This window comes from Desulfoluna sp., from assembly GCF_030145185.1.
In the GTDB taxonomy this organism is placed as follows: domain Bacteria; phylum Desulfobacterota; class Desulfobacteria; order Desulfobacterales; family Desulfolunaceae; genus Desulfoluna.
Map to the genome: position 1 here is coordinate 1 of NZ_JAQYWB010000042.1, position 24968 is coordinate 24968.

General features: G+C 55.7%; 21 protein-coding genes. 11 read left to right on the forward strand and 10 right to left on the reverse strand.

Going from position 1 to position 24968, the window contains the following annotated elements:
* Positions 1-499: 499 nt before the first annotated feature.
* Entirely contained in the window at positions 500-1357 is an 858-nt protein-coding gene (locus Q1Q75_RS14165) for a S1-like domain-containing RNA-binding protein (protein ID WP_300671917.1), read from the reverse strand.
* 363 nt (positions 1358-1720) lie between these two features.
* On the opposite strand from Q1Q75_RS14165, the gene Q1Q75_RS14170 reads away from it, so the two are divergent.
* The 4 genes from Q1Q75_RS14170 (at position 1721) to Q1Q75_RS14185 (ending at position 7572) form a co-directional block, all read left to right on the forward strand.
* A complete protein-coding gene (locus tag Q1Q75_RS14170; RefSeq protein ID WP_300671920.1) occupies positions 1721-2677 on the forward strand; it encodes a carbon-nitrogen hydrolase family protein in 957 nt (318 codons plus the stop codon).
* A gap of 395 nt (positions 2678-3072) precedes the next feature.
* Positions 3073-4455: a sodium-dependent transporter gene (locus Q1Q75_RS14175; protein ID WP_300671923.1), complete on the forward strand. Its 1383-nt coding sequence runs from the start codon at positions 3073-3075 to the stop codon at positions 4453-4455.
* Positions 4456-5062: 607 nt separating this feature from the next.
* Positions 5063-6379 (forward strand): branched-chain amino acid transport system II carrier protein, encoded by a 1317-nt coding sequence (brnQ, locus tag Q1Q75_RS14180; protein ID WP_300671926.1) that lies wholly within the window; start codon positions 5063-5065, stop codon positions 6377-6379.
* Positions 6380-6786: 407 nt separating this feature from the next.
* The gene (locus Q1Q75_RS14185; RefSeq protein ID WP_300671929.1) at positions 6787-7572 is read left to right on the forward strand and encodes a metal-dependent hydrolase; all 786 of its coding nucleotides are present in this window, start codon (positions 6787-6789) and stop codon (positions 7570-7572) included.
* Here the strand turns inward: Q1Q75_RS14185 and Q1Q75_RS14190 are convergent.
* The 7 genes from Q1Q75_RS14190 to Q1Q75_RS14220 form a co-directional block, all read right to left on the reverse strand.
* Complete coding sequence (locus Q1Q75_RS14190) at positions 7508-8062, reverse strand: hypothetical protein (protein WP_300671932.1); 555 nt, start codon at positions 8060-8062, stop codon at positions 7508-7510. The genes Q1Q75_RS14185 and Q1Q75_RS14190 overlap by 65 nt on opposite strands.
* Positions 8031-8567 (reverse strand): Plug domain-containing protein, encoded by a 537-nt coding sequence (locus Q1Q75_RS14195; RefSeq protein WP_300671934.1) that lies wholly within the window; start codon positions 8565-8567, stop codon positions 8031-8033. The genes Q1Q75_RS14190 and Q1Q75_RS14195 overlap by 32 nt, the downstream gene beginning before the upstream one ends.
* A 38-nt stretch (positions 8568-8605) precedes the next feature.
* The gene (locus Q1Q75_RS14200; protein ID WP_300671936.1) at positions 8606-9214 is read right to left on the reverse strand and encodes a methyltransferase domain-containing protein; all 609 of its coding nucleotides are present in this window, start codon (positions 9212-9214) and stop codon (positions 8606-8608) included.
* A 148-nt stretch (positions 9215-9362) separates the two neighbouring features.
* Positions 9363-10382 (reverse strand): iron ABC transporter substrate-binding protein, encoded by a 1020-nt coding sequence (locus Q1Q75_RS14205; RefSeq protein WP_300671939.1) that lies wholly within the window; start codon positions 10380-10382, stop codon positions 9363-9365.
* Positions 10383-10438: 56 nt separating this feature from the next.
* Positions 10439-11542 (reverse strand): class I SAM-dependent methyltransferase, encoded by a 1104-nt coding sequence (locus tag Q1Q75_RS14210; RefSeq protein WP_300671942.1) that lies wholly within the window; start codon positions 11540-11542, stop codon positions 10439-10441.
* 68 nt (positions 11543-11610) lie between these two features.
* Positions 11611-12414 carry an ABC transporter ATP-binding protein gene (locus Q1Q75_RS14215; RefSeq protein WP_300671944.1) on the reverse strand — a complete coding sequence of 268 codons (804 nt, stop codon included), beginning with the start codon at positions 12412-12414 and terminating at the stop codon, positions 11611-11613.
* On the reverse strand, positions 12411-13523 hold the full coding sequence (locus Q1Q75_RS14220) for an iron ABC transporter permease (RefSeq protein WP_300671947.1): 1113 nt from the start codon (positions 13521-13523) through the stop codon (positions 12411-12413). The genes Q1Q75_RS14215 and Q1Q75_RS14220 overlap by 4 nt, the downstream gene beginning before the upstream one ends.
* 616 nt (positions 13524-14139) lie before the next feature.
* Between Q1Q75_RS14220 and Q1Q75_RS14225 the strand changes: the two genes are divergently transcribed.
* The 3 genes from Q1Q75_RS14225 to Q1Q75_RS14235 are packed head-to-tail and all read left to right on the forward strand — an operon-like array spanning position 14140 to position 16737.
* Positions 14140-14478: a P-II family nitrogen regulator gene (locus Q1Q75_RS14225; RefSeq protein ID WP_300671952.1), complete on the forward strand. Its 339-nt coding sequence runs from the start codon at positions 14140-14142 to the stop codon at positions 14476-14478.
* 49 nt (positions 14479-14527) lie between these two features.
* Complete coding sequence (locus Q1Q75_RS14230; protein ID WP_300671955.1) at positions 14528-15931, forward strand: ammonium transporter; 1404 nt, start codon at positions 14528-14530, stop codon at positions 15929-15931.
* A gap of 56 nt (positions 15932-15987) precedes the next feature.
* Complete coding sequence (locus Q1Q75_RS14235) at positions 15988-16737, forward strand: nitrogenase component 1 (RefSeq protein ID WP_300671958.1); 750 nt, start codon at positions 15988-15990, stop codon at positions 16735-16737.
* 625 nt (positions 16738-17362) lie between these two features.
* Here Q1Q75_RS14235 and Q1Q75_RS14240 read toward each other — a convergent pair.
* Together Q1Q75_RS14240 and Q1Q75_RS14245 are read right to left on the reverse strand one after the other, a co-directional pair.
* Positions 17363-18322 carry a dipeptide ABC transporter ATP-binding protein gene (locus Q1Q75_RS14240; protein ID WP_300671961.1) on the reverse strand — a complete coding sequence of 320 codons (960 nt, stop codon included), beginning with the start codon at positions 18320-18322 and terminating at the stop codon, positions 17363-17365.
* Entirely contained in the window at positions 18319-19329 is a 1011-nt protein-coding gene (locus Q1Q75_RS14245; RefSeq protein ID WP_300671964.1) for an ABC transporter ATP-binding protein, read from the reverse strand. Before Q1Q75_RS14245 ends, Q1Q75_RS14240 begins: the two co-directional genes overlap by 4 nt.
* A gap of 256 nt (positions 19330-19585) precedes the next feature.
* Here Q1Q75_RS14245 and Q1Q75_RS14250 point away from each other — a divergent pair, with 256 nt between their 5' ends.
* The 4 genes from Q1Q75_RS14250 to Q1Q75_RS14265 all read left to right on the forward strand — a co-directional run bounded on the left by Q1Q75_RS14250 (position 19586) and on the right by Q1Q75_RS14265 (position 24947).
* Positions 19586-21178 (forward strand): ABC transporter substrate-binding protein, encoded by a 1593-nt coding sequence (locus Q1Q75_RS14250; protein ID WP_300671967.1) that lies wholly within the window; start codon positions 19586-19588, stop codon positions 21176-21178.
* Positions 21179-21476: 298 nt separating this feature from the next.
* Entirely contained in the window at positions 21477-22406 is a 930-nt protein-coding gene (locus tag Q1Q75_RS14255; protein WP_300671970.1) for an ABC transporter permease, read from the forward strand.
* A complete protein-coding gene (locus Q1Q75_RS14260; RefSeq protein ID WP_300671973.1) occupies positions 22406-23236 on the forward strand; it encodes an ABC transporter permease in 831 nt (276 codons plus the stop codon). Before Q1Q75_RS14255 ends, Q1Q75_RS14260 begins: the two co-directional genes overlap by 1 nt.
* 139 nt (positions 23237-23375) lie before the next feature.
* Positions 23376-24947 (forward strand): amidohydrolase, encoded by a 1572-nt coding sequence (locus Q1Q75_RS14265; protein ID WP_300671977.1) that lies wholly within the window; start codon positions 23376-23378, stop codon positions 24945-24947.
* The last annotated feature ends 21 nt before the right edge of the window (positions 24948-24968 follow it).

Sequence of the window (24968 nt, forward strand, 5' to 3'; positions counted from 1 at the left end):
GCGGAGCCTATGAATGAGAAAAAGCGGTAAGGGCTCACGCAAATAATAAATGCACAATTTTTATAAAAATGCCGCTGTGATTTGACCCGAGGCACGAGGGTTAAATCACAGCGGCAACTCGCTTTCAAGGTGGCTCACCTTGCCGCCGGAGGCATCGCTTTTTGTATGTTTTATTTTTGTACCAGCCCTAACTATTCAGCTTCATCCTGTCTCTGGCGGGTCTCTTTTTGAAAAAAGTTTCGCAAAAACGTTTCAGCCCGTAGGGTGCGGCTCCCGCACCGTTCAACGTCACGCAAACCGCCGGCCCCGTCTCAACACGTATCACAAAATGCGGCGTTGCAGGTTTATCGGACGTTAAGCGGTGCGGGAGCCGCACCCTACATTTTTCACATCGACACGGTTACCAAAGGACAGACCCTTTATACGGTTTCCTTCTTCATCGAACCTGCCGTATCGGTGTGTGGCGATTGGGTGGCAGGAGCTGAATAGTTACCTTTTTTTAATCCTCTGCAGGACCTTCTCCCTGCGCTTCCTTGAGACGAATCCCTTTGTCGCTCAGCTCGATGTGTCCCTTCTTGTAAAGCCCGCCCACGGTGCGTTTAAACTCTTTTTTACTCATGGAAAATATCGCCTTGATTTCATCGGGGGAGCTCTTGTCATGGCAGGCGATAAAGCCACCGGCTTTTTTCAGGATCTCCACCACGTGATCTGTGGAGGCCGAGACGGAACGGTAGCCCGGTTTTTTTAAGGTCAAGTCGATTTTCCCATCCTCGCGGACACGGGAGACATACCCGGTCATGCGGTCCCCAACGGCGACTTTGGAAAACACCTCGTTTCGGTAGAGGATGCCCAGGCACTCCTCGTCGATCACGGCCTGGATGCTCAACTTGGTGATCCCGTAAATAAGCAGGGAGACCTCCTGCCCCTCCTCCTGTCCCGTGGAAAATTTCGGGCAGTGCCGTCCGAGCCGCGTGGACCCGAACACCCTTCCGGTCTCATCGTCGAGGCTGAGATACACCACATGCTGCTCGCCCACAGCCATGGGATTTTGCTGCTCGCTTCTGGGCACGAGGAGGTCTTTTTCAAGCCCCCAGTCAAAAAAAGTGCCAAAAGGATTCACGTCGACCACCGTCAACAGTGCGAAATCGCCCACCATGGCTTTGGGGGTCAGGGTCGTGGCCACGGGACGATCCTCGGAGTCCGTGTAGACAAAGACATGGATGCGGTCCCCCAGCTTGAATCCCTCGGGTACATATTTGTTCGGAAGAAGCACCTGCTCGTCCGCAGGGTTGAGGTAAAAGCCGAACTCCATATAACGCTCGGCAATAAGAGAGTTCATCTGACCAATCTTGAGCATATTTCTTATCCTTCAAAGACAGTAACACCCATAAATCAGGGCGTCTGGCATTATTTCCTGTTGATGTCAGACCGGCTTCACCGTCGGTCGGGTCCTTCTATATCAGCAATACGCCATGGAATCGAGGAGTAAGGTGATGGGATGACTAAAAACCGGTAAAAAGATCACCCTGACGGCCCCGCCTCCCTCGGCTAGCGCAACCAAAGACCCGCTTAAATGAAAAAGCCGGGGCTGCCTGCAGACAGCCGTAGATAATGTCATGATATCCATGTATATATAGACTATATACACTCCGCAGCGACAAGACAAACCCCCGTGACCCCGAACCCCTCAAAAAACGCGACAATTCAAAAGGAGACAGCCATGATCAAGGTCGGTGCAGTGCAAATGGTGGCCAGGACGGCAGACATTGCCTATAACCTCGCACACATTCGGGAGCTGGCCGAGGCCGTGATCGCAGAGGGGGCCAAAGTGATTGCTCTCCCGGAATTTTTTACCACGAGCATTGTCTGGGATCGTCGGCTCTGGGGGTGCTCGCTGCCCCCGGAAAACCCCGCCCTTGAGATGCTCCAGGCGTTGGCGCAAAACCATGGGGTGATGATCGGCGGATCCTATCTGGAAAAACGGGGGGAGGATGTGTTCAACACCTATGCGCTGGTACAGCCCGACGGCACCGTCTCCAAACATGACAAGGACCTGCCCACCATGGTGGAAGGTGCCTTCTATAAAAAAGGAGCCGACGACGGCGTGCATGAGACCTCCCTGGGCCGTGTGGGAACCGCCCTCTGCTGGGAAACCATCCGCACCCAAACCGTGACACGCCTGAAGGATCGCATTGATTTTTTGATGACCGGAAGCCATTGGTGGGCGCCCCCCACCCGGTGGTATGTCATGAACGGCTTCTTCGATTCCATGGCCCGCTCCAATCAGGAGCACATGGCCGCCGCCCCGGCCGAACTCGCACGCATCTTAGGCGTCCCAAATCTCCACGCAGCCCATGCGGGCGACCTTGACGGCCGCATTCTTCTGATGCCCACCGACAAAATCACCGGCATCTTTCCCAGCTATTTATTAGGTGAAACCCAGATCATCGACAACAAAGGGGCGGTTCTGGCCCGCATGAAACGGGAGGAAGGGGCAGGCTTTGTGACGGCGGAGCTCGATCCCACCCCTGCCAGCCCCACCCTTGAAACCCCGGAACGGTTTTGGATCCCCCGGCTCGAAAAACGATTTCACCTTTTCTGGCATCACCAGAATCTCTGTGCAGGGGCCATGTATCGATCTGCCAGGCGTCAGGGCCTCCTTCGTGTCAATGACTGACGAACCCGGACATTTCATGAGGAACCGAAACGTAAAAGAATATATAGTTTATTACAGGGCGTTGTGGAAAAAATCAGGCATTCAAAAAATACAACCTGTCATTTTCGGGTTTCTGTCCGATTTTCTCTCCCTTCGTGAAATATCCGGGCTGAAAACACCGATCATTGCTCAAAATGACAGGGGAGAAGAAACAACTCATTGAAATTGACTGAAAAGCTGGAAAAAATATGGCATCTGCGTTACTATCAACAGAATCCGATACATTTTGCGTTACCCGTAAGAAAAGCGGTTAAATTTTCATGAAACAGCCCCTTTTAACCGAGTAAAAATGACGGACCAAAATCAACCAAGGGATTCCAATATCGCGTCATGCCAAACCAGAAAAGGAGTGTTTTGTGAGTTCAGTCAATCCAAGAGAACAGCTCGGAAGCCGCATCGGCTTCCTTTTCATTTCAGCCGGGTGCGCCATCGGCCTCGGCAACGTCTGGCGTTTTCCTTTCATTACAGGAAAATACGGGGGGGCAGCGTTTGTTCTCATCTACCTACTCTTTCTCTTCATTCTGGGCCTTCCCATCATGGTCATGGAATTTTCCATCGGACGCGGTGGACGGCAAAACATTGCCGGAGCCCTGAAAAAACTCCAGCCTGAAGGGAGCAAATGGCATCTGTACGGCTACTTTGCCATTCTGGGCAACCTGTTGCTCATGATGTTCTACACTACCGTGGCCGGGTGGATGCTCGCGTATTTTTATCACACCCTCACCGGCAGCCTGGCAGGCCTTTCACCGGATGAGGTGGGGGGCTTCTTCGGCGGCCTTCTGGCCAGCCCCGGTACCCTGATCTTCTGGATGGGCCTGACCGTTGTTCTTGGGTTTACGACTTGTTCCATTGGCCTGCAAAAGGGAGTCGAAACAATCACCAAGTGGATGATGTCCTCCCTTTTTATCATTCTCATCGCCCTGGTCATCAAATCTGTCACCCTGCCTGGCGCATCGGCCGGCCTCTCCTTCTACCTGATGCCGGACCTGGATCGGCTGATGGAGATTGGGGTCTGGGAGACCGTCTACGCGGCCATGGGGCAGGCGTTCTTCACCTTGAGCCTTGGCATCGGCAGCATGGCCATCTTCGGGAGCTACATCGGCAAAGAACGGTCTCTCACAGGAGAGTCCCTCAACATCATCGCCCTGGATACCTTTGTGGCCATCCTCTCCGGCCTGATCATCTTCCCCGCCTGCTTTGCCTTCGGTAAGGACCCCGGGGCTGGCCCCGGCCTGATTTTTGTCACCCTGCCCAACATCTTCAACTCCATGAACGGGGGGCGTATCTGGGGTTCCCTTTTCTTCCTCTTTTTAAGCTTTGCAGCCATGTCCACGGTCATCGCCGTCTTTGAAAACATCATGGCGTTCACCATGGAAGAGTTGGGCTGGAGCCGGAAAAAGGCCGCCGTCATCAACTGTCTGCTGCTCTTTGCCCTCTCCCTGCCCTGCGCCCTGGGCTTCAACCTCTGGAGCGAGATCCAGCCCCTGGGCAAAGGCACCGGGATCATCGATCTGGAAGATTTTATCGTCGGCAACAACCTCCTGCCCATCGGCTCCCTCGTTTTTGCCTTTTTCTGCAGCTATAAAATGGGGTGGGGTTGGGACAACTTTGTCAATGAAGCCAACGAAGGCCACGGGCTTCGCTACCCTGAAAAGACAAAGTTTTATGTCAAATATATCCTGCCGCTCATTATCCTGGTGGTTTTTATCGGGGGGTATATCGAAAAATTCGGAGGATGATGCCCCATCCTTTCCGAAACGTTTCCGTTTGCCTCCGGCAGACCGTTTTTTGAACAAACCGTTCGCTTAAAACAACGAAAAGCCCCCCGGCCATGCCGGGGGGCTTTTTTTATTCTGCCATGACGAAAAACCGTTGCAAGCGCCTTTCCGTATTTTTGTTCAAAGAATAAAATAGCGAAACGTGAGCCGCTCAGGGTTTACGAATGAAAAAAAAGAGGCCGCCAAACATGTCGTTTGCCTGAAATGTGAGGATTCAAACCGTCTATCAAGGGCCACCAAGCCGGAGAATTAGGGCGTTCAGCATTAAAACAGGTCATTTTTTTCGAAATGATCAAAAAGAGAAGTCATTCCGATTGAAATACGGAAAGTATTCTCGGACTCGACTTTATTCATGTAAAAAAAGACCCGCCGATAATAGTCATTTATCCACTGTCTCTTTATGCGAACAACCATTACCCACTGAAAATAAGGCCAAACAAGGCTATGCAGCGCCTGCCTGTGATTCCAGCAGGAAATGTGTTAACTTCGCTGCTTTCTGTCACGTGAGGGTCCTGAAGTACCCCCGGACAGACGTATTGTAATGACTGAGTTGGTGGAGGTAACACCTGTGAATAAAGAAAGCAAAGATATCATCGTTGCAGGGGCGGCCCTGTTTGCCATGTTTTTTGGTGCCGGAAACCTGATCTTCCCCCCCGCGCTGGGATTTCTCTCTGGGCAATCGTGGTTTCTCTGTATGTTGGGATTCTTTATTACCGGCGTGGGGTTGCCCATTCTCGGGGTCGCGGCCCTTGCCAAATCTGAAGGGTCTCTGGATCGTTTTGCCGGAAAAGTAAGCCCTCTCTTTGCCAAGGTGATGGGCACCAGCATTGTCCTGGCCATCGGGCCTTTCCTTGCCATCCCGCGCACCGGGGCCACCGTATACGAGATTGGTATCAAACCACTCCTCCCCGGTGTTTCTCCCTTGACCGCCGCCGGTATTTTTTTTGCTCTCACCCTCTTTTTTGCCCTGAAGCCCTCGAGCATCGTGGACAAAATCGGAAAGTTTCTCACCCCCATTCTTCTTTTGATCATTGGCATGATCATCATCAAAGGCGTGGTAAATCCTATTGGTCAGCCCATCGATACCGGACTGGTCCAGCCCTTGTCCCGAGGGTTCATCGAAGGCTACCAGACCATGGACGCTCTGGCCTCTATCCTCTTTGCCGGCCTGGTTCTTTCGGCCATAGCCGCCAAAGGGTATCAAACCACGGAAGAGCAGATCAAACTGACCTGTAAAGCAGGGCTGATCGCAGGAGTTGGTCTGATGTTTGTCTACGGTGGCCTGCTTTATCTCGGCGCGACCTCGTGCACGCTGTTCGGCCAGGGGATCACCAAGGCAGAGCTTATCGTCTCCATCACCAACACCATCTTCGGTGCCGCAGGGCAAAGCGCGCTGTGCCTGGCTGTGTCCGCCGCCTGTCTGACCACCTCCATCGGCCTGACTGCGGTGGTGGGAACTTATTTTGAAAAGATGACCCACGGCAAGATTGGCTACATCCCCATCGTCATCGCCACCTCGGTGTTCAGCGCCATCATTTCAGTGTCCGGCGTCGAAAAAATTGTCACCCTTTCCGTCCCTCTGCTGATTATCGCTTACCCCATCGTCATTGTGCTGATCGCCTTGACACTCCTCGGCAGAAATCTCAGCTCTGCTTTTTATCGAGGGGCCGTGGCCGGGACCTTTGTCGTCAGCGTGTTTGATGCCCTCGCTTTCTTAAAAATCAGCACGGGCGTCGCAGGAGAGATGATTGCCAGGCTCCCCTTCTCTGATTCCGGGTTTGCCTGGATTCTCCCGTCTGTTTTATGCGCGGTGGCTTGCGAGCTCATCAGCTCCTTAATACATCACGGCCATGCAAACACACACAGTACGGAACAAAAAGCCTGATACCTTGCCTCGATCACGGGGCATCCCAAGCCGATCCCGGATATTTCACAGTAACCAGCTGTATTGACATCTTATTCTTTTGGCATGGTCGTTTTCTCATGAAATATCCGGGCTAAGTGCCCCGCGATCGCATGTCACAGCGTGTTCATCCCGCCTCTTTTCCATGCCCCATCCCCTCGCACAATTTGTATGAGATTCGTTGTAATAAATGTGCTATAAGAGAATTTGTTAAAGTTATTCTGGCACAAAAATAAAGCCTCGGTTAAAAATAAGGTCTTTAAAAACCCGGCAACAGACCAGCGACTCTTTATAAAATGCCACAACAGGCAGTGAGCCATGGAAGTGATTTGATTTTTTGGAAAGGCCATTTCAAAGGTGATTGGGAAAAAAGGTGATCGGAAAAAAACGTGGCGGAATTTAAAACACATCTGACCGTGTCCAGCCTCTGCAGCAGCGCAGCGGCCACCTTTCTCCTTGCGGCAGCCCTTGCCACCCCCGAAGAGGTGCTTCTCTTTTTTATCATGGGCGTTGTGGGCGGCCTGCTCCCCGATATCGACTCCGACAGCTCCCTGCCCGTCCGCCTTCTCTTCACCTTTATTGCCACGGTGATTTCCTTTCTCATTATGTTCCATCAACGGGCCGACAACTCCGCCGTGGAACTCTTCACCCTCTGGCTTGGCAGCTTCCTGGTGATCAAGTGCCTCATTTTTTCCATGTTCACCCGCATCACCGTACACCGGGGGATCATTCACTCGGTCCCCGCCAGTCTCTTCTTCTGGCTTGTTACCACCATTATCCTCTACCATTTTTTCAATTTTTCTAAAAAAACCGTTTGGATGGCAGGCTTTTTCATGTTTGGCGGATTTATCCTTCACCTGTTGCTTGATGAGCTGGTCAGCCTCAACTTATCCGGAAAAAAACCCAAAAATTCGTCTGGCACGGCCTTTAAATTTGCAAACGCCAAAGACCTTAAATCCACGGTGGCCGTCTATGCCCTCACGGCCCTTCTTTTTACCGCGGCCCCCGATTACACGCCTTTTGTGCGCACCTATTTTTCCTCTACCAGCTTAACCTCCCTTCGCGTCTTCCCGGAAGGCACCTGGTTTAAGCATCTCTACCGGAGGTATCTCATCCGCTGGCAGACGAAAACAGCAGGGGCCCCCGACATACCTGTCGGGAGCCCCCGCCTTTGATCGAATAAACACATCCCTTAAACAGCGAATCGTTGCAGAGGGACTCCCGGACACCCGGGGTTGGTGCAGGATAGTCCAGCCAGTCTCCCTCTCCGCCGTTCCAATACACCTTAAGGCTGCCGTCTGCGGTATCGTAGCTGTTGGAGAGGGTGGCTTCGGCCAGCCAGGTCCGCGTCTCGAAGGTGCCTTCCCGCAAGGCGGGATCGGCCCCCTCTTCCCCGGGATCGCTGGCCTCGTTGTCATTCCAGAGGGTCACGATGTTGAGGTCCCAGTTGGGGCTCAAGGCATACCCCAGGCTGCCGTAGATATTTTTCAACTCGCCGTCGGCGGCCGTCCTGTGCCCGTCGGAGCTTCGGTACCCGCACCCGATATAATAATCGAGCCGGTCTTTTTTTCCGCCGTGCTCCACCGTTCCCACCAGGGTGGACCAGCGGCCTGTTGCAACCTGTCCCTTGGTCTCAACCCCCTCGGTAAGCTTGCGCTTGGGCACTACGTTCACCACGCCGAAGGCGTTGCCGAAATGCTGAGGTTGGGGGGCTTTTGTACACCTCAATGGTTCGCGCGGAATCCACGGGAATGGTGTCTAAAAACGGATGGTTCCAAACGCTCAGGTACATGGGGATGCCGTCAAAAAGGGTCTTGATCTCCGATCCCGGGCGGCTGGACCCCATGCCCCGGATAAACACCCCGCCCCCTTCGGCCCCACCGAAGGAGCCGATGGGGTTGTACCGGGAGATGTTGACTCCTGGGGTCCGACGCAGGGCAGTCTCCAGATCCTGGGCGTTGAGGTCGCTCACCTGATCTTCGGTGACCCGGGTTTTCCGTGCCCCATAGGCATCGGTGATGTTTCCGTCAATGACCGGAGACGCGGTGACCTTCACATCGTCCAGCAAAAGGGCGGCGTCTTGCGTGGCCCCTGCGTTGCCGGGCAGAAAAAGCGGCGTCACAAGGACGCACAGCACCAGAAGGACCCATATGACACGGGGCCGTGTCATGGTGATGTCGCAGGATGTGCTCCTCTCTACAGAGGGAATTACGCTTTTTTCGCACACAGAAAATACCCCCTTTCATCGTCGGTAAACTCCGTGATCGTCAAGTTGGCCCCGGAACACAGCCGCTCCATCTCTTCGCGTTCGGGGATCATGTCTTTCGCCACGGCCGTGCCTGCCTTGCGGTGTACGTCGTTGATGGCAGACATGGGCTTAAAATGGCAGATGATGAGAAGGCCCCGGTCCTTCAGGCTGCGTGATAGAATGGCAAGGGCCCCTTTTGGGTCTTCGAGGTGGGGAAAGACTTGGTGACAGAGAGCCAGGTCCACGCCGTCCACGGGCAGGGGAAAAATTTCGAGCCGTCCCTGCCTCAGCTCCACATGGGCTTGGCCCGTGAGTCTTTTTTTCGCCGCTGCCACCATCCCTGCGCTGATGTCCATGGCAAGAACTCGGCCCCTGATGCCCACCGTACGTGCCAGAATCTTGGTAAGACGACCCGTGCCGCAACCCGGCTCCAGAACGGTTTTGCCTTCAAGGGGACCGGCTGCGGCAAACACCCGGACCAGCTTTGCGAGCTCCTCCGGACCGTAGTCGTCGGCCGCCCAGGAGGCGTCACTCTGTGAGTCAAAAAAATCCGCCTTCCGTGCATACATTTGGGGGTATCCTTTCTTTTAAAAACGCCTCCGGCGGCAAGCTATGCCACCTTGAAATCAAGATTCATTCAAAAAGAGTGTTTCAGACCTGTTTGCCAACCTTTTTAAAAGGTTGGCCCCCGGCAGGGCTGCCGGAGGCAGATCTTTTCTATTTTATGGTCAGTTTGACCCCGATGGGGCCGTAGGTTGTTTTGAGCTGATCGTACACCGGTTTTCCCACGAGGAAGGTGTAGATCTCATTTGCCTTAACGGCCAGGTCGATATCGGCGAAACGCTCCGGGTAGAGGATCTTTCCGACGGCGTAGGCATCCCCCATGGCGGTGCCGATGTTGGTCATGTACCAGTTGTAGGAGTGAAGGGTGTAGACCCTGTCTTCCCGAAAGGCGGAGAGGCCTTTGTAAAAGGCCGGTTTGATTTGCATGTCCCGGGCCACATTTCCTTTTCCACCGCCATCGATGAAGATGATGTCCGGGTCCAGGGCAAGGAGGGTCTCCTTGCCCACAAAGAGGTGACCCTTAGTCCCCTGGTCTGCCACCACGTTTCTGGCCCCCACCCAATCAAAGGGAGCATAGGTGGTTTCCGTGCTTCCGATGCCCTGGGTCGCTTTAAACCCAATGCCGCCGACGTACACCCTGGGTTTTGTCTCGGCACCCTCCCCTTTCACCCGTCTTGAGAGATCTTTTCTGGCATTTCCAATAAAGGCGACGACCTCCTCCGCCCGGGTCTCTTTTTCCAGGATTTTTCCAGCCAGGCGCAGGGAACGGTACATGGTCTCGTCAAATCGTCCGAAGGGACCATAGGAGAGGACCACCACGGGAATCCCGAGCTTGGCCTGGAGTTCGTCGGCTTTGCGTTTCTCCAGGTAGGTGATGAAGATGAGGTCCGGAGCCGCAGAGAGCAATGCCTCCAGGTCCGGATCGCTGTTGATGGACCCCGGGCCGCCCGGGCCCACGGAGGGGAGCACGTTCAGGTCGCTGTTGGCGACCCAGTAGGGCCGCGTGGTGGGAAACCGCTTTTCGATGGCCTCCACCCCCGCCACCATCTCTTTGGCCCCCAAGTAAATGATAAGGCGCAGGGTGCCGGGGGCCAGGCAAACGATACGCTTTGGGGGGGTTGCAATCGTCACGTCCCGTCCCGCCATGTCGCGGACCGTGATGGAATCGGCCATAGCCCCCGGTACAACCCAAAAGGACAAAATACAAAAAATCAGGAGAGAGCGCTTCATCAGGGGACCATCCCTTTCTTAACGGCAATAATCATCCTGGAATCCACCCTGTCCCCGAATTTGGCCAGGGGGAGCCCGGAGAAGGCGTCGGCTTCCAGGGTCTCTTCGATGGTAAAATATTGTGTCAACAGGTCTTGGTGAGCCTCCCAGGAGAGATCGCCTGAAAACCGGTAGACGTTATCGCCTTTTTTCACCCCGTTAAAAGCAGAGAGGCTCCATTCGAGGTCGAGTAAGCGGTCTTTGGACCCTTCCTCTTTTTTGTAAAAGACGTGTTTGGTGACAAAAAGGCCCCCGGGCTTCAAGGCGTCATGGATCCGTTTTAAAAGAGCCGGATTTTTTCCCCCGGGATTGTAGGAAAGAAAGATGACGTCGTGATCGCTTCCCAGGTCGTCGGTAAAGAGATTGCCCGGCACGAACCGGACCCTGTCGGCACCGTTGGCCGCCAGCACCTCTTCGGCCTTTCGTGCGATGTCCGGAAAATCAAAGACCGTGGCGTGAAGCTCGGGATTGATCCGGCTCAGGGCAATGGCGTAGAGCCCGTGACCGCCCCCTAAGTCCAGGAGACTCCGGGCTTGCTTAAAGGCCGGGACGGATGCCACGGCCTCAACGGTCTTCTGGAGTTCGCCGCAGAGAATTTCAGCGGCTAAGGAATCCACCAGGCCGTTTTCGAAAAAGGTTTCTTCCTCCACGGCGATGGGCCCCTCCTGAAGCACCCGGTCCAGCCGATCCCAAAGGGCAAACCCGTTTTGGATATCGCGCATCACGGCCCCTTGAAACAAAGGAGAGGAGGTGACGAGGTAGAGGGCGCTCAGCGGGGTATTCCGATATCTGTCGTCCTGCCGATTGAGGAGCCCCAGCTCGCAGAGGAGTTCCAGAAGGTGTTTCGTGGCAGGGGGCAACAGCCTGCAGGCGTCACAAAGTCCTTCGAGGGTGAGGGGCTCTTCCAGGGCATCAAAAATCCCCAGGCGAACCGCAGCCGTCATGGCACAAAACTCTTTGTAATGGCGTGATGCCTGATAAAACAGGCCATGGAGAGCATCGGCTTGGGGCTCGGCCCCCTTTCCCTTCATGTCGTCGGTGGTTGATTCGTCTGTCGCAAACACAGCAGGTCCCTTTCTTGAGTTGGTGGTGACGTGAGCAAAGGATCAACGAAGGCCGGTGTCCCCGGCTTTTATCCAGTTTTGACCAGTGAGGGCCGCATGGCCTCGCGTGGCTGATGGCTGTCCAGGGGGACCACCACGGTGTGTCCCCGAACGCGTTCCAGGGCAACGGGAATACCGTAGACCTCACGGATCATCTCCGGGGTGACCTCTTCACGGGGGCAGAAGGCATGCATGGCTCCGTTGTTTAGCAGGAGAAAAAAATCGGCGTGGCGAAAGGCCAGGTTCAGATCGTGCATGGAGACCACCGCCGTAAGCCCCTGGCTGACCACGACGTCTGAAATACGGTCCATCACGGCTATTTGGTTTTTAAGGTCCAGGCTGCTGGTGGGTTCATCCATGAGAAGCAGCTCGGGCTCCTGGGCCAGAGCCCGGGCAATGGTGACCTTCTGCAACTCGCCGCCGCTTAAGCTGCCCGCGGGCCGCAAGGCCAAATGGTCCAGGTGCATGGTGGTCAGAATTTTTTCCACCATGGCCAGGTCACGGCGGGACGGTGCCCAGGTGATATAGGGTTTGCGCCCCAGAAGCACGGTGTCAAAGACGGAAAGAAGCTGGGCCCCGGTGCTCTGGGGTACATAGGCCGCGTATCGGGAGAGTTTTCGCCTCGGCATGGAGCGGAGATCCAAGCCGTTGAGGCGCACCTCGCCGCGGGAGGGATCAAGAATCCGTATCAGGCACTTGAGCAGGGTCGATTTTCCGGCCCCGTTAACGCCCAGTACCCCGCAGACAGACCCTGGCGGGAGCTCAAACCCGACCTCGTTAAAAACCGGCGCGCTGCCGTAGTCAAAGCAAAGATTGTTGACGTAAAATGTCATCTGTTTATCCCCCGTACAAGAAGGAAAAGAAAAAGAGGAGCCCCCATAAAGGAGGTCAGTACCCCTACGGGCAGGGCCCCGGATCCAACGAGAAGGCGACCTGCCGTGTCTGCCCCCAGGAGCAGCAAGGCCCCGATGAGGCAGGAGAAGGGCAGCAGCAACCTGTGGTCACCCCCCACAAGTCGACGGGCGATGTGGGGCGCAAGCAACCCCAGAAACGCGATGACGCCGTGAAACGCCGTCACCAGGGCGGCCACCAGGGTGGCAAGGATCATCCCGGTAAGCCGAAGCCCGGTGACATTGACCCCCAGCGCTTGCGCTTCGTCCTCCCCGGCAGCCAGGGCATTCAAATTCCACCGGTTCAATAGAAAATAGACAAGCACGGCAAGGGTCACACACCCCAGGATCCACAGCTCCTGCCAGCTGGAGCGGGCCACGTCCCCGAAGGCCCAAAAGACAACCGCTGCAAGCTCTATCTCGGAGGCAAAATACTGGATTAAAATGGTGCCGGAGGTGAAAAGGGCCGACAGGGCAATGCCGGCCAGAATAACGGATTCCGGGGACATGCCGCGCAAGCGTGCCAGAATCAGAATCACCACCGTGGCGGCCATGGCCCCCAAAAAAGCACAGAGCGTCACGGCGCACATGCCGTGAAGGGGCCAGGCCTGGGTGGCGCTGGCTGCCACGGCGCCCTGTTCCAGCCCCCCGACACCCAGGACCACGATGGCAAATGCCGCGCCACAGGCCGCCCCCTGGTTTATGCCCAGAGTAAAGGGTGAGGCCAAAGGGTTCTTTAGAAGGCTTTGGGTGACCAGCCCCGAGAGTCCCAGGCCGCATCCGGCGACCATGGCCGCCACAATTCTCGGCAGTCGGATGCTCCACACCACGATGTGGGCTGTGCCTGTCTCAACGCCCAAGAGACTGCGGACAACATCAAGAATCGACAGGTGATAAGAGCCCACGGTGACGGCCCAAACGGCAAGAACGATAAGCAGAAGGCACAACCCCGAAAACATCAGGGACCGTCTCGCTATGCTCGCCCCGTACAACCGGGCAACAGGCCCCGGGTCTTCACAGCGGCCCCCTTGCCTTGTGTCGATGTATTCCATACATGCCCTCCGGCAGCGTGACTGTGTCTATGGACGTGCCAAGAAAATAAACGTGCCCAGAAAATAAAAAAGGCCACGAAGGCTCACCCACCTCTTTCGAGAGTGTTTGAGCCTTCGTGGCCTTTGGTTTGCGGATAACGGCTCCGGGAGCGTCAACCCCAGAGAGCAGGGTCTGTCGCGTACGTTTCGGACAACCGGGTATGTGAATAACAGAACGTCAATCGAATACCAACGGCTTCTTGCCGCTATTCACTTACACTTAGCAGTTTTTTTGCTTATGTCAAGGAGGGATAGGGCCCGGCGGGAAAATTACTTTGCTGGCAAGGGAGAGGGTCACACAAGGGGGCGATATGGGCTGACGAAGCGGCGAATATCACGGAGATGGCGATATATGACAAATGTGTCATTTTATATCTTTTAAAATACAAAAACGTCGTATTTGTGAGGCAAGCAGAATCTCTGAGAAAAAATAATTGAAAAAACAAAGACATATAAAGCATGTATTTCAACACTTTACCTGTACCAAGCTCTAATTTCCCCTGTTGTGGCATGGGGGTTGCATTATCCTTGCTCAGCATCACAGAGGCAGAATCCCACGACAAAAAAGGAGATTTTCATGCGAAAAGTGGAAGCCATTATTAAACCATCCAAGCTGGATGAAGTCAAAGATGCACTGAATGAAATCGGCATCACCGGCATGACCATCAGCGAAGTCCGGGGGTTCGGCAGGCAGAAAGGCCACACCGAGATCTTTCGCGGGGCAGAATATCAGGTGGATTTTATCCCGAAGATGAAAATCGAACTGGTTGTCGAGTTTCTCCTGGTAGAAAAAGTCATCGCCGCCATCGCTGAAAAAGCCGCAACCGGAAGCATCGGGGATGGAAAAATCTTTGTCCTGCCCGTGGACCAGGCGGTCCGGATCCGCACCGGAGAATGCGGCAGAGAGGCCCTGTAAGGAAGCATTGCCCAACCCATTCACCCATAAATCCAAGGAAGACGCTCTAATGAAAAAACGACTCATGACACTCATCCCACTCCTGGCCATTGCCTCCTCTGCCTGGGCCGGGGACGACACCCCCACGGCCTTGAGCAACCGGGACGCCATCGTGCTGGTTCAGGAACATGCCAACTTTGTCTGGACCCTCGTGGCCGCCTGCCTCGTCTTTTTCATGCAGGCAGGATTCGCCCTGGTGGAAGCGGGTTTTACCCGGGCAAAAAACGTCATCAACATCATGATGAAGAACCTCATGGATTTCTCCATGGGCTCTCTGGCCTACTGGGCCGTGGGCTTCGGTTTAATGTTTGGCGCCAGCAAAACGGGCTTCTTCGGCACCTCAGGGTTCTTCTTAAGCGATTACACCGAAGGGGGCGATCCGTGGATCCTGGCCTTCTGGATGTTTCAGGTGGTGTTTGCGGCCACAGCTGCCACCATCGTCTCGGGGGCCATGGCCGAACGCACCAAGTTCTCCGCTTACCTGGTCTACAGCGTCATCATCAGTGCCCTGATCTATCCCATCTTCGGAAGCTGGGCCTGGGGCGGTCTTCTCAACGGGGGCGGATGGCTTGAAAAATTGGGATTCATCGATTTCGCCGGATCCACCGTGGTTCACTCCGTGGGCGGGTGGGCCGCCCTGGCCGGGGCCATCGTTTTGGGTCCCAGACTCGGCAAATACACCAAAGACGGTAAAATCAAACCCATCCTGGGGCACAACATCGGGTTGGCCGCCCTGGGCGTTTTTATCCTCTGGCTGGGCTGGTTCGGCTTCAACCCCGGGTCCACCACCACCGCGGATAAAAGCATCGCCCTGATCTTTGTCAACACCAACCTCTCTGCAGCCACCGGCTCCGTGGCCGCCATGATCGTCTCCTGGATCACCTTTGGCAAACCGGACGTAGGCATGAGTTTAAACGGTGCCCTGGCCGGTTTGGTGGGCATCACCGCAGGATGCGCCAACGTCTCCCCGTCAAGCGCCATCATCATCGGTCTTCTGGCAGGCATTCTGGTGGTCTTTTCGGTTGTCTTCTTTGACAAGTGCCGTATCGATGACCCGGTCGGCGCCATCTCCGTCCACGGGGTCTGCGGTGCCTGGGGAACCCTGGCCGCCGGACTCTTTGACACGGGCGGATTCTCCATCTCGGTGGTCTCTGTACAGCTCATCGGCATCGCCGCCTGCTTCGCATGGACCTTTCCCACGGCCTACGGTCTTTTCAAACTCCTTGAAAAAACCATGGGACTTCGAGTGACGGCCGAAGAGGAGATGATGGGGCTCGACCTCTGCGAGCACGGTGGCAACGCCTACCCAAACTTTGAAGTGTACAACTACGACGGAGGCGGAAAGTCACCTGACGCAACCGGAGAAAGAAGCGCTTCCATGCGCCTGAAAAGACCGCCGGAACCGGCCGTCTGATACCCACAAAGCCTCCGACGGATTTTCCGTCGGAGGCCCTATTAAAAGGAAAAACCATGGACGCTCGACACCTCTGCATAAGCCACGCCCCCGGACCGGCCCTTTATCCCGCAATCGATGCCCTTCACCTCGTCTACGGGGATACCGGCGGCACCTGCCCATGGGAAAACCCGACGAATCATCGCCCTGCCCTTTCGGCACATCTGGGCAGCACCGCGGGGATCACCCAAGGAAAGAAGACGCTCTACCGGGGCCTCTTGGACCTCATCGAAGGACACCACCCGGCGGCGGCCTTCGTCTACCCCACAGGCCGGGGAGACGGTTTGGGCGAGGAGGTGGATGCGGTGTGTTCCAAAGTGGAAAAAGAGAAAGGAATCCCCGTGATTGCCGTCCATTCAGAAGGACCTAACGGGGTAAAAAAGAGCCCGTGCCGGGTCTCCTGCGAGGCTCTGTTTCGACTTATGGGGACAGGAAACACCGAAGGCATTTCTCCGGCGAGCGTCAACATCCTCGGTGGGGAGCACAACAAAGGGGCCATCGGCGAGTGGGTACGATACTGCCACGCCCTGGGGGTGGAGGTGGTCTCCGTGCTCCCGGCCGACTGCGAGGTTGCGGACATCCGACGCAGCCACGGCGCCGCACTCAATGTGGTGATTTCAGAAGGGAACCTGCTGCAACTGGCCCTCATGATGGAGATTGAATACGGCATCCCGTTTTTCCATGTCTCCGGCGATGGCGCAGGGATACCGGTGGAGGCATTCGCCGCCGTAAAAAACGGATGTGTCCACCGCACCTCATCGAGATAAAATGGCCTTAGTTATCGTTTCGGCCACATTCATAAAGCCGATCTCGAGTGTGGTTCTCTCTTCGAGCGTTACGGTTTATCGTACCGGCAAGGCAGAGCCTTGCATCCAACCCCGGCACTGACCCATTAAGTGGTGGGACAACAAAACGTGTACAGTATGATCACAAGGTAAGTACCGGACAGAGCTTGGGAGCATTATTGTTGCCTGATTTGTAACTATTCAGCTTGCCTTCGCCAGGTCGTTCGAGACAAATCACAGAAAGATTCAAATGCCAAGACGTCACGTCTTTTCATCACCGCGTAGGGTGCGGCTCCCGCACCTTTTACCGTAGAGAGGGCCCTCAGCCTCACAAGTTAACGATGACCACGAGTCTTATTTCAACATGCGGTGTTTCCGGCAAACGATACGCCGGGTGGATGCGCACGGCGCACCCTACGCATCCACCCGGCACTTCATTGTAAAAATGAGGACCATAGGGATTTTCATACATGGATCCCCGCCTGCGCGGGGAAGACGAAAAGCGTAGGGTGCTGTCAGACCGGGGTCATAAAGAAAAAATGGATACTTCAAATTTACGTTGCCGGAGGCTTTTTGGGAAACTGAACACTTCCCTGTTTTTTCCCACTTAAAAATAATGACAGGCCACTTTGCGGCCCGGGCTTTTCATCTCAAGATCCGGCTCCACCAGATCACAGCCCTCCTGCCTGTTGGGGCATCGGGGGTGAAAATTGCACCCTTTGGGGGGATGGATGGGGCTGGGAACATCACCCGTCAGGATAATGCGGTCCCGGGGCCTGTCCGGGTCCGGATAGGGAATGGCGGACAGCAGGGCCTTGGTGTAGGGATGCCGGGGGTTGGCGTAGACCTCCTCACACGTCCCCTCTTCCACCACTTTTCCCAGGTACATGACGGCGATGCGATCGCAGATGTGTTCCACCACGGCCAGGTCATGGGAGATAATCACATAGGAGAGGTTAAACTCTTTCTGGATATCAATAAGGAGGTTGATGATCTGGGCCTGAATGGAGACGTCCAGTGCTGAGACCGGCTCATCACCTATGATCATCAGAGGATTCAGGGCCAGCGCCCGGGCAATGCCGATACGCTGGCGCTGACCGCCGGAAAATTCATGGGGATAGAGGTTGCCCTGCTCGGGAGAGAGCCCCACCTTCTTCAGAAGCCAGGCGACCCGATCGGCACGTTCGGTCTTGTTGCCCATGCCATGGACCTTCATGGGCTCGCCGATGGCGCGGTTGACCGTCATGCGTGGATTTAGAGAAGAGAAGGGGTCTTGAAAAATCATCTGCATTTTCTGGCGGGTTTTTCGCAACTCAGCAGGGGACAGGCTATCCAAATCGGCGCCGTCAAAGTTCAGGGTTCCCTGGGTCTTTTCGACCAGCTTCATGATGCCCAGACCCGTGGTGGTCTTGCCGCATCCAGATTCACCGACGATCCCCAGGGTTTCCCCTTTTTTAAGGGTGAGGTTAACCCCATCCACGGCATGGACCACATCCGAGTAGCCGCAAAACCCACCTTTGACGGGAAAATGGACTTTCAAGTTTTCTACGGTCAGAAGGTTTGTCACGCAACGGCTCCTTTTTCACATGCCGATTCACACAGCCAGCACCGTACATCGTGGCCCGGTGACACGGTGAAAAGGGGTGGCAGCTCGGTTCGGCATCGCTTATTCTGGTGGGGACATCGCGGGGCGAAACTGCACCCCTCGGGGAGTTCGTAAAGGCTGGGCACCATCCCGGGGATCTCTGTCAGGCGGCTGTTCCCGGCGGCATCTTTGGCGCCGATGACCGGGACCGAGTTCATCAAGCCCTTCGTGTAGGGATGACCGGTTTCATGAAAAAGGACACGCGTGGAGGCGGACTCCACAATGCGCCCGGCATACATGACCACCACCCGGTTGGCCATCTCGGCGATAATCCCCAAGTCATGGGTAATCATCATGATGGCGGTCTTGTGCTGATCCTGAAGTTTCAGCATGAGGTCCATGATCTGGGCCTGAACGGTAACATCCAGGGCTGTGGTGGGCTCATCGGCGATGAGGATTTCCGGATCACAGGCCAGGGCCATGGCAATCATCACCCGCTGTCTCATGCCGCCGGAGAGCTGGTGGGGATACTCCGTCACCCGTCGGCGCGCCTCGGGGACCTGAACCTTCTCCAGCATCTCCATGGCCTTATCCAGGCTCTCCTTTTTAGACACACCGCGGTGAAGGGCGTAGACCTCCCCGATCTGTTTTCCCACGGTCTTTAAAGGATTCAGGGACGTCATGGGCTCCTGAAAAATCATGGAAATCCGGTCACCTCGAATTTTACGCATCTGTCGGAGAGTCAGCGCGGCAAGGTCCATACCGCCAAAAAGGATCTCGCCCTTTTCGATGCGCCCCGGAGGTTCCGGAATGAGCCGCATGACGGACTGGGCTGTCACGCTCTTCCCGCAACCGGATTCCCCCACCACTCCCAGAATCTCGCCGGGATACATCCCGAAAGAGACCCCGTTGACGGCATGAGCCACGCCCCGAGGGGTATGAAACCGCGTGGTGAGGTGCTTTACGTTCAATAAATAGTCGTTTTGCATGGTACCCCTGATTGAATGGAAATTGAGGAAAAATTAATACCAGCTATTTAGGACCCATTCAACTCTTAAAAAAACCAAATCCTCTGAAAACCTTTCCTTTCAGGGAACCATGATTCCCTTACATTCCCCCGCAGGGAACATAAATTTAGTTTTATGATAACTTATTGACAGCCATTTAAGGGTGTGGTTCTATTTTTAGTTCTCGCAAAATATTTTATTGTTTTTTCAGTCACAGTTATTCAGGAGGATCGTTTTAATGAAGAATATTGGAACATTGCTGCTCGCTGCCGTAACGGCTCTTCTGGTAACGGCGGGAGGGGCATCAGCTTCTTCCGGCGGAACCTTTGTTTTCTGCGCGCCTTACGGGGGGGACCTTTTTTCCCTGGACATGCATAAAACATCACGCACCCAGGATTACATCGTCGGACTCAACATTAACCGCAGCCTGTACAAATGGGACGCGGATCAGAGCAAGCCCGTTCTTGCCCTCGCCACCGATGTCAAGATCTCTGCCGACAGAAAGGTCTACACCTTCTCCCTTCGTAACAATGTGAAATTTCACAACGGACGGACCATGACCGCCGATGACGTGATCTGGAGCTACAACAGGATCGCCCAGCCCGAAACCTCCTCATCAGCCGCCAGCTACATCGCCAACATCGAAGGCGCCGATGCCGTGATGACAGGAAAAACCAAAACCATCAGCGGCCTTAAAAAAATCGATGACTTCACCCTGGAGATGACCCTCAAGCACCCCGTGGACATCGGCTACGCCCTCTGCAAAGTTGAGGCCGCCATCGTCCCCCGCGAAGCCATTGAAGGCCGGGAAGCCGAATTTTCCATCAACCCTGTGGGATGTGGACCCTTCAAGTTCGTCAAGTGGGTACGCGGCAGCGAAGTGATCCTGGAAAAATTTGATGGCTACTTCGAAGCCGGCAAGCCCTACATCGACAAACTGGTTTACAAGATCATGCCCGAAGGAGCGGCCCGTGACATCGCCTTCCGTTCCGGCGAGCTCGACGCCAACATCGTGGGGGCTTCCCAGTATCCCATCTATCTGCGTGACCCCCAGATCAAAGACAACATGATCGAAGTGGCGGAGATGTACACCCGCCTCATCGGCTTCAACTCCGAGTTCAAGCCCTTTGCCGATCTGCGCGTGCGCAAGGCCATCAACCACGCCATCAATGCCGAACTGATCATTCGAAAATTGCTCAAGAACAAGGCCGTTCTCGCCACCGGTTTTCTGCCCACCAGCTCCCCTGCGTATGACACGGCGATGAAAGGGTACGAATACAACCTGACCAAGGCCAAAGCGCTGATGAAAGAGGCGGGTTACGCGGACGGCTTTACCTTTGAGTGCATTGCCACCGCCAACAAAAGCTGGGGCGTGGGCATCGTCGAGGCCCTGATCCCCTTTCTGAAGCGAATCAATATTACCATCAAACCCCAGCAGCTCGAAGGCGCGGCCCTGGGCGAGCGTTGCCGCACCGGCAAGTTTGATGCCTTTATCTGGTCCAATGAATCCGGTCCCGATCCCCTGGAGACTCTCAATCGATATCGCTCCACCACCCCGAGATCTGCGGGCAACTACACCGCCTATGCCAACCCCAAGTACGACAAGGCTCTGGACATGGCTGCCACCGCAAAGACCCCTGCAGAAAAGCTTGAATGGGTGAAAAAAGCCAACCGGATCCTCTTTGAAGATGCCCCTTTCTGGTTCTTCAACTACAACAAGGCCATCATCGCTTATCAGCCTTGGGTCAAGGGGATCAAGCCCGTTGCGATTGAAATGATGCTCCAGGATTTCACCAACGTCACAATCGATGACAGCTCTCCCCGAAAGTAGATCCCGGGAAAGCTTACGCACCCTTTTAAAGAAGTAAACGCCAGCCACAGAGCTTGAAAGAGACCCCGAGAGGAACCATCGGTGGGAGCCACCACCCTTTTTTCGGGCTCTTTGCTCGCTCTGTGGTTTTATTATTGAACGTTTCGAATGCATCGGAAGACAAACCGTTCCCCGGACGTGCCTTTGCCTGCAAAACAAACCGCCCGGCAAACCACCCATGGTCCGACAGGCTGGCCCACCGGGGGCCTCTGATCGCATTTGCTCGCCATTCATTTTTTTATCCCAGGTTGTTCAACGTATGAGAGCTTACGCTTTTCGCCGTATTCTACAATTCATCCCCACGATCCTGATCATTTCGGTCATTATGTTCGTGCTGCTTAATCTTTTGCCGGGAAACGCCGCCCTGATGGCCGGTGACCAGCGCAAGGCTCCGGACCCCCGGGTCGTGGAGCAGTTGAAAAAGGAGTGGGGAATCGACAAACCGATTCATACCCGTTATTTCATCTATCTCAAAGGCCTCGTTCAGGGAGACCTGGGCACCTCGTTCTTGAGGCGGGAACCCGTGAACAAGCTCGTGGGAGAACGCATCTGGCCCACCTTGCGCCTCTCTTTTGCCGCCCTTTTCATCTCCGTTGCCATCGGTATCCCCTTAGGCTTTATCTCGGCCCTTAAACGGGGCTCCCTCATCGACACCGCCTCCATGGTCGCTGCGGTCTCCGGGGTCTCGTTGCCCCAATTCTGGCTGGGCCTGTTGATGATGTATCTCTTCTCCGTGGTCCTGGGCTGGCTCCCTTCCTCGGGGTACGGCAATGGAAATTTCGTGAACCTGATCATGCCTGCCTTCACCCTGGGCATCGGGTACACCGCTCTTTTAGCCCGCGCCACCCGGGCTGCCGTTCTTGAAGTTTTACATAAAGATTACATCCGTACCGCAAGAGCCAAGGGGCTCTCCGAGATTATGGTCAACTGGCGCCACGTCATGCGAAACACCATGGTGCTGGTCCTGACGACCGCGGGCCTGCAATTCGGCGCCCTCATCGGCCAGACCGTCATTGTGGAAAAACTCTTCTCATGGCCTGGCCTCGGTTCCCTTCTCGTGGACTCCATTTTCCAAAGGGACATCCCCGTCACCCAGGGGTGTATCCTGGTTATGATTCTCGTCTTTCTCATCGTCAACCTTGTGGTGGATCTTCTCTATTCGGTGGTGGATCCAAGGATCGAATACTGATGGCATTTTCAAAAGCAGCACTCAAAGGAAACAGTAACCTCATCATCGGCGCGGTGCTCACCGTTCTGGTCATCGGCATGGCGGTGTTCGCGCCGGTTCTTGCCCCCTACCATCCCGTTGATGACGCAGACCTCATGGTTGCGGAAGAGCCCCCGTCCAGCGATTACCTCTGCGGCACGGACACCCAGGGGCGTGACGTCCTCTCCCGGGTGATCTACGGCTCGCGGATCTCTCTCTCCGTCGGGCTGGTGAGCCAGCTTATCAACACCCTTATTGGCGTGATTTTAGGGGTCACCGCTGGCTATTTCGGTTCCTGGTGGGACGATCTCATCATGGGACTGACCAACATCATGCTCTCCATCCCTTCCATGATCTTTGCCCTGGCCATTATGGCCCTTCTTGGACCGGGGCTCGTCAACATCTACATCGCCCTGGGGCTTACGAACTGGTCCTTTACCTGCCGGATCACGCGATCCCAGGTGCTCTCAGCCAAGCGTATTGAATACATCCGGGCCGCCGAAGCCCTGGGTTACGGCAAATGGCGCATTATGTTCGGCCAGATTCTTCCCAACGTGGTGGGACCGATCCTTGTTATGGCAACCCTGGGCATCGCCTACGCGATTTTAACGGAGGCCTCACTCTCCTTCCTGGGCCTCGGCACCCAGCCCCCCACCCCGAGTTGGGGCGGCATGCTCTCCAACGCCCGGGAAGAGTTCTTCACGGCCCCCTGGATCTCGATCTTTCCGGGACTGGCCATCTTCGCCACCGTGCTCGGTTTCAACCTCCTCGGCGACGGGCTGCGGGACCTTCTGGATCCGCATAAACTATAGGTCTAAACTGGCATCGACATGCCGTCCTCTCACGCACTCGTGAGGAACGGTCTATGCCCTCTTACTTCATACGGATGCGATACGCATTCGCCCTATGGGCCCAGGGGAGATCCCCTGGGCCGCCGGAGGCAAATAAAAAATGAAACGCGCGATTGTCTCAAGCCGAATTTACACCGGGGTCAAAGAGTCCCCCTTTGCGGAAGCCCTGCTGGTGGAGGACGGCCTCATCACGGCCGTGGGGACCACCGACGAAATCATGGCCCAGGTCACCCCGGATACAACCGTTACCTCCCTGCCCGGCCACCTCGTCACCCCCGGCCTGGTGGACGCCCATTCCCACCTTGCCAGCTATGGCCTCACCCTGACTCGGGTCAATCTGGTAGGCCTGCCCTCCATAGAAGCCTGTAGAAAGGCCATTCAAGAGGCTGTGGCCATCGCCGAACCCGGGGCCTGGATTATCGGTCGCGGCTGGAACCATCATTTCTGGGAAGAGCAGCGGGAACCCACCCGGGCCGACCTCGATGATATCTCCCCGAATCATCCCGTGGCCATGACCCGCGCCTGCGGTCATCTCATTTGGGTCAACGCAAAAGCCCTGGAGGTCGCCGGTATCACGAAAAAGACGGTCACCCCCGAGGGGGGCCAGATCGACCGGGACAAAAACGGCCTCCCCACCGGCATCATTCGGGAGTGCCTGGACGTGATCCGAGAGCACATCCCCGCCGTTACCCATGAAGAGAGAAAAACCGCCATCCTGGAAGCCCAGGTGCGCACCCTGGCCTTTGGCCTTACCGGCGTCCATGTCTGCGAAGAGTTCGAAGATTACCTCGCCTACGCTGAGCTGGAAAAGGAAGGCAAGCTCAAACTCCGGGTCTGCCATCTCCTGCCCCCGGAAGTACTCGACAAAGCAGACGCCATGGGCATCCGCCCCGGCGCCGGAAGCGATCACCTCTGGCACACCCACGTCAAACTCTTTATGGACGGCTCCCTGGGTGCAGAAACGGCCTGGATGTTCGAGCCCTACGAGGGTTCAACGGATTGCTGCGGCCTCGCCTGTCTGACACAGGAAGAGCTTCACGCCCAGATCGAGATGGCCTATAAAACGGGCCGCAGCGTTGCCATCCACGCCATCGGCGACCAGGCCGTTTCCACCGCCCTCGATGGGTTTGCGGCCATGCGCGCCCTCTACCCGGGGAAAAAACGCGACCGCATCGAACACCTCCAGCGGGTCAGGCCGAAAGATCTCCTCCGATTCAAAGAGATGGACGTCACCGCCTCTGTACAACCCGGCTTTCTCCCCACGGACTGGAAAACTGCCGAAGCCAAATGGGGCCTTCCCCGCTGCCGCGACGCCTACACCTGGAAACGCATTCAGGAGACCGGCATCCGCATGCAGTTCGGCTCCGACGTCCCCGTGGAATCCAACAATCCCATGATTGGCATCCGCGCCGCCATGTTCCGCACCGACGCCGAAAACAATCCCGCCGGAGGCTGGTTCCCCGACCAGGCCCTCTCCTTCTGGGAAGCCGTCGATGGCTACACCAAAACCGCCGCCTGGACCGCTGGCATTGAAGAAAAAGCAGGCACCATCGAGCCCGGAAAATGGGCGGATTTCACTGTTTTTGACGATGATTTTTCCGATCCTGAAAAGGCCATACTCAAAGCGACTGTGGTAAAAACAATCGTGGGGGGAGACGTGGTCACCGGATAAAAAAAAGGTCACTATTCAGCT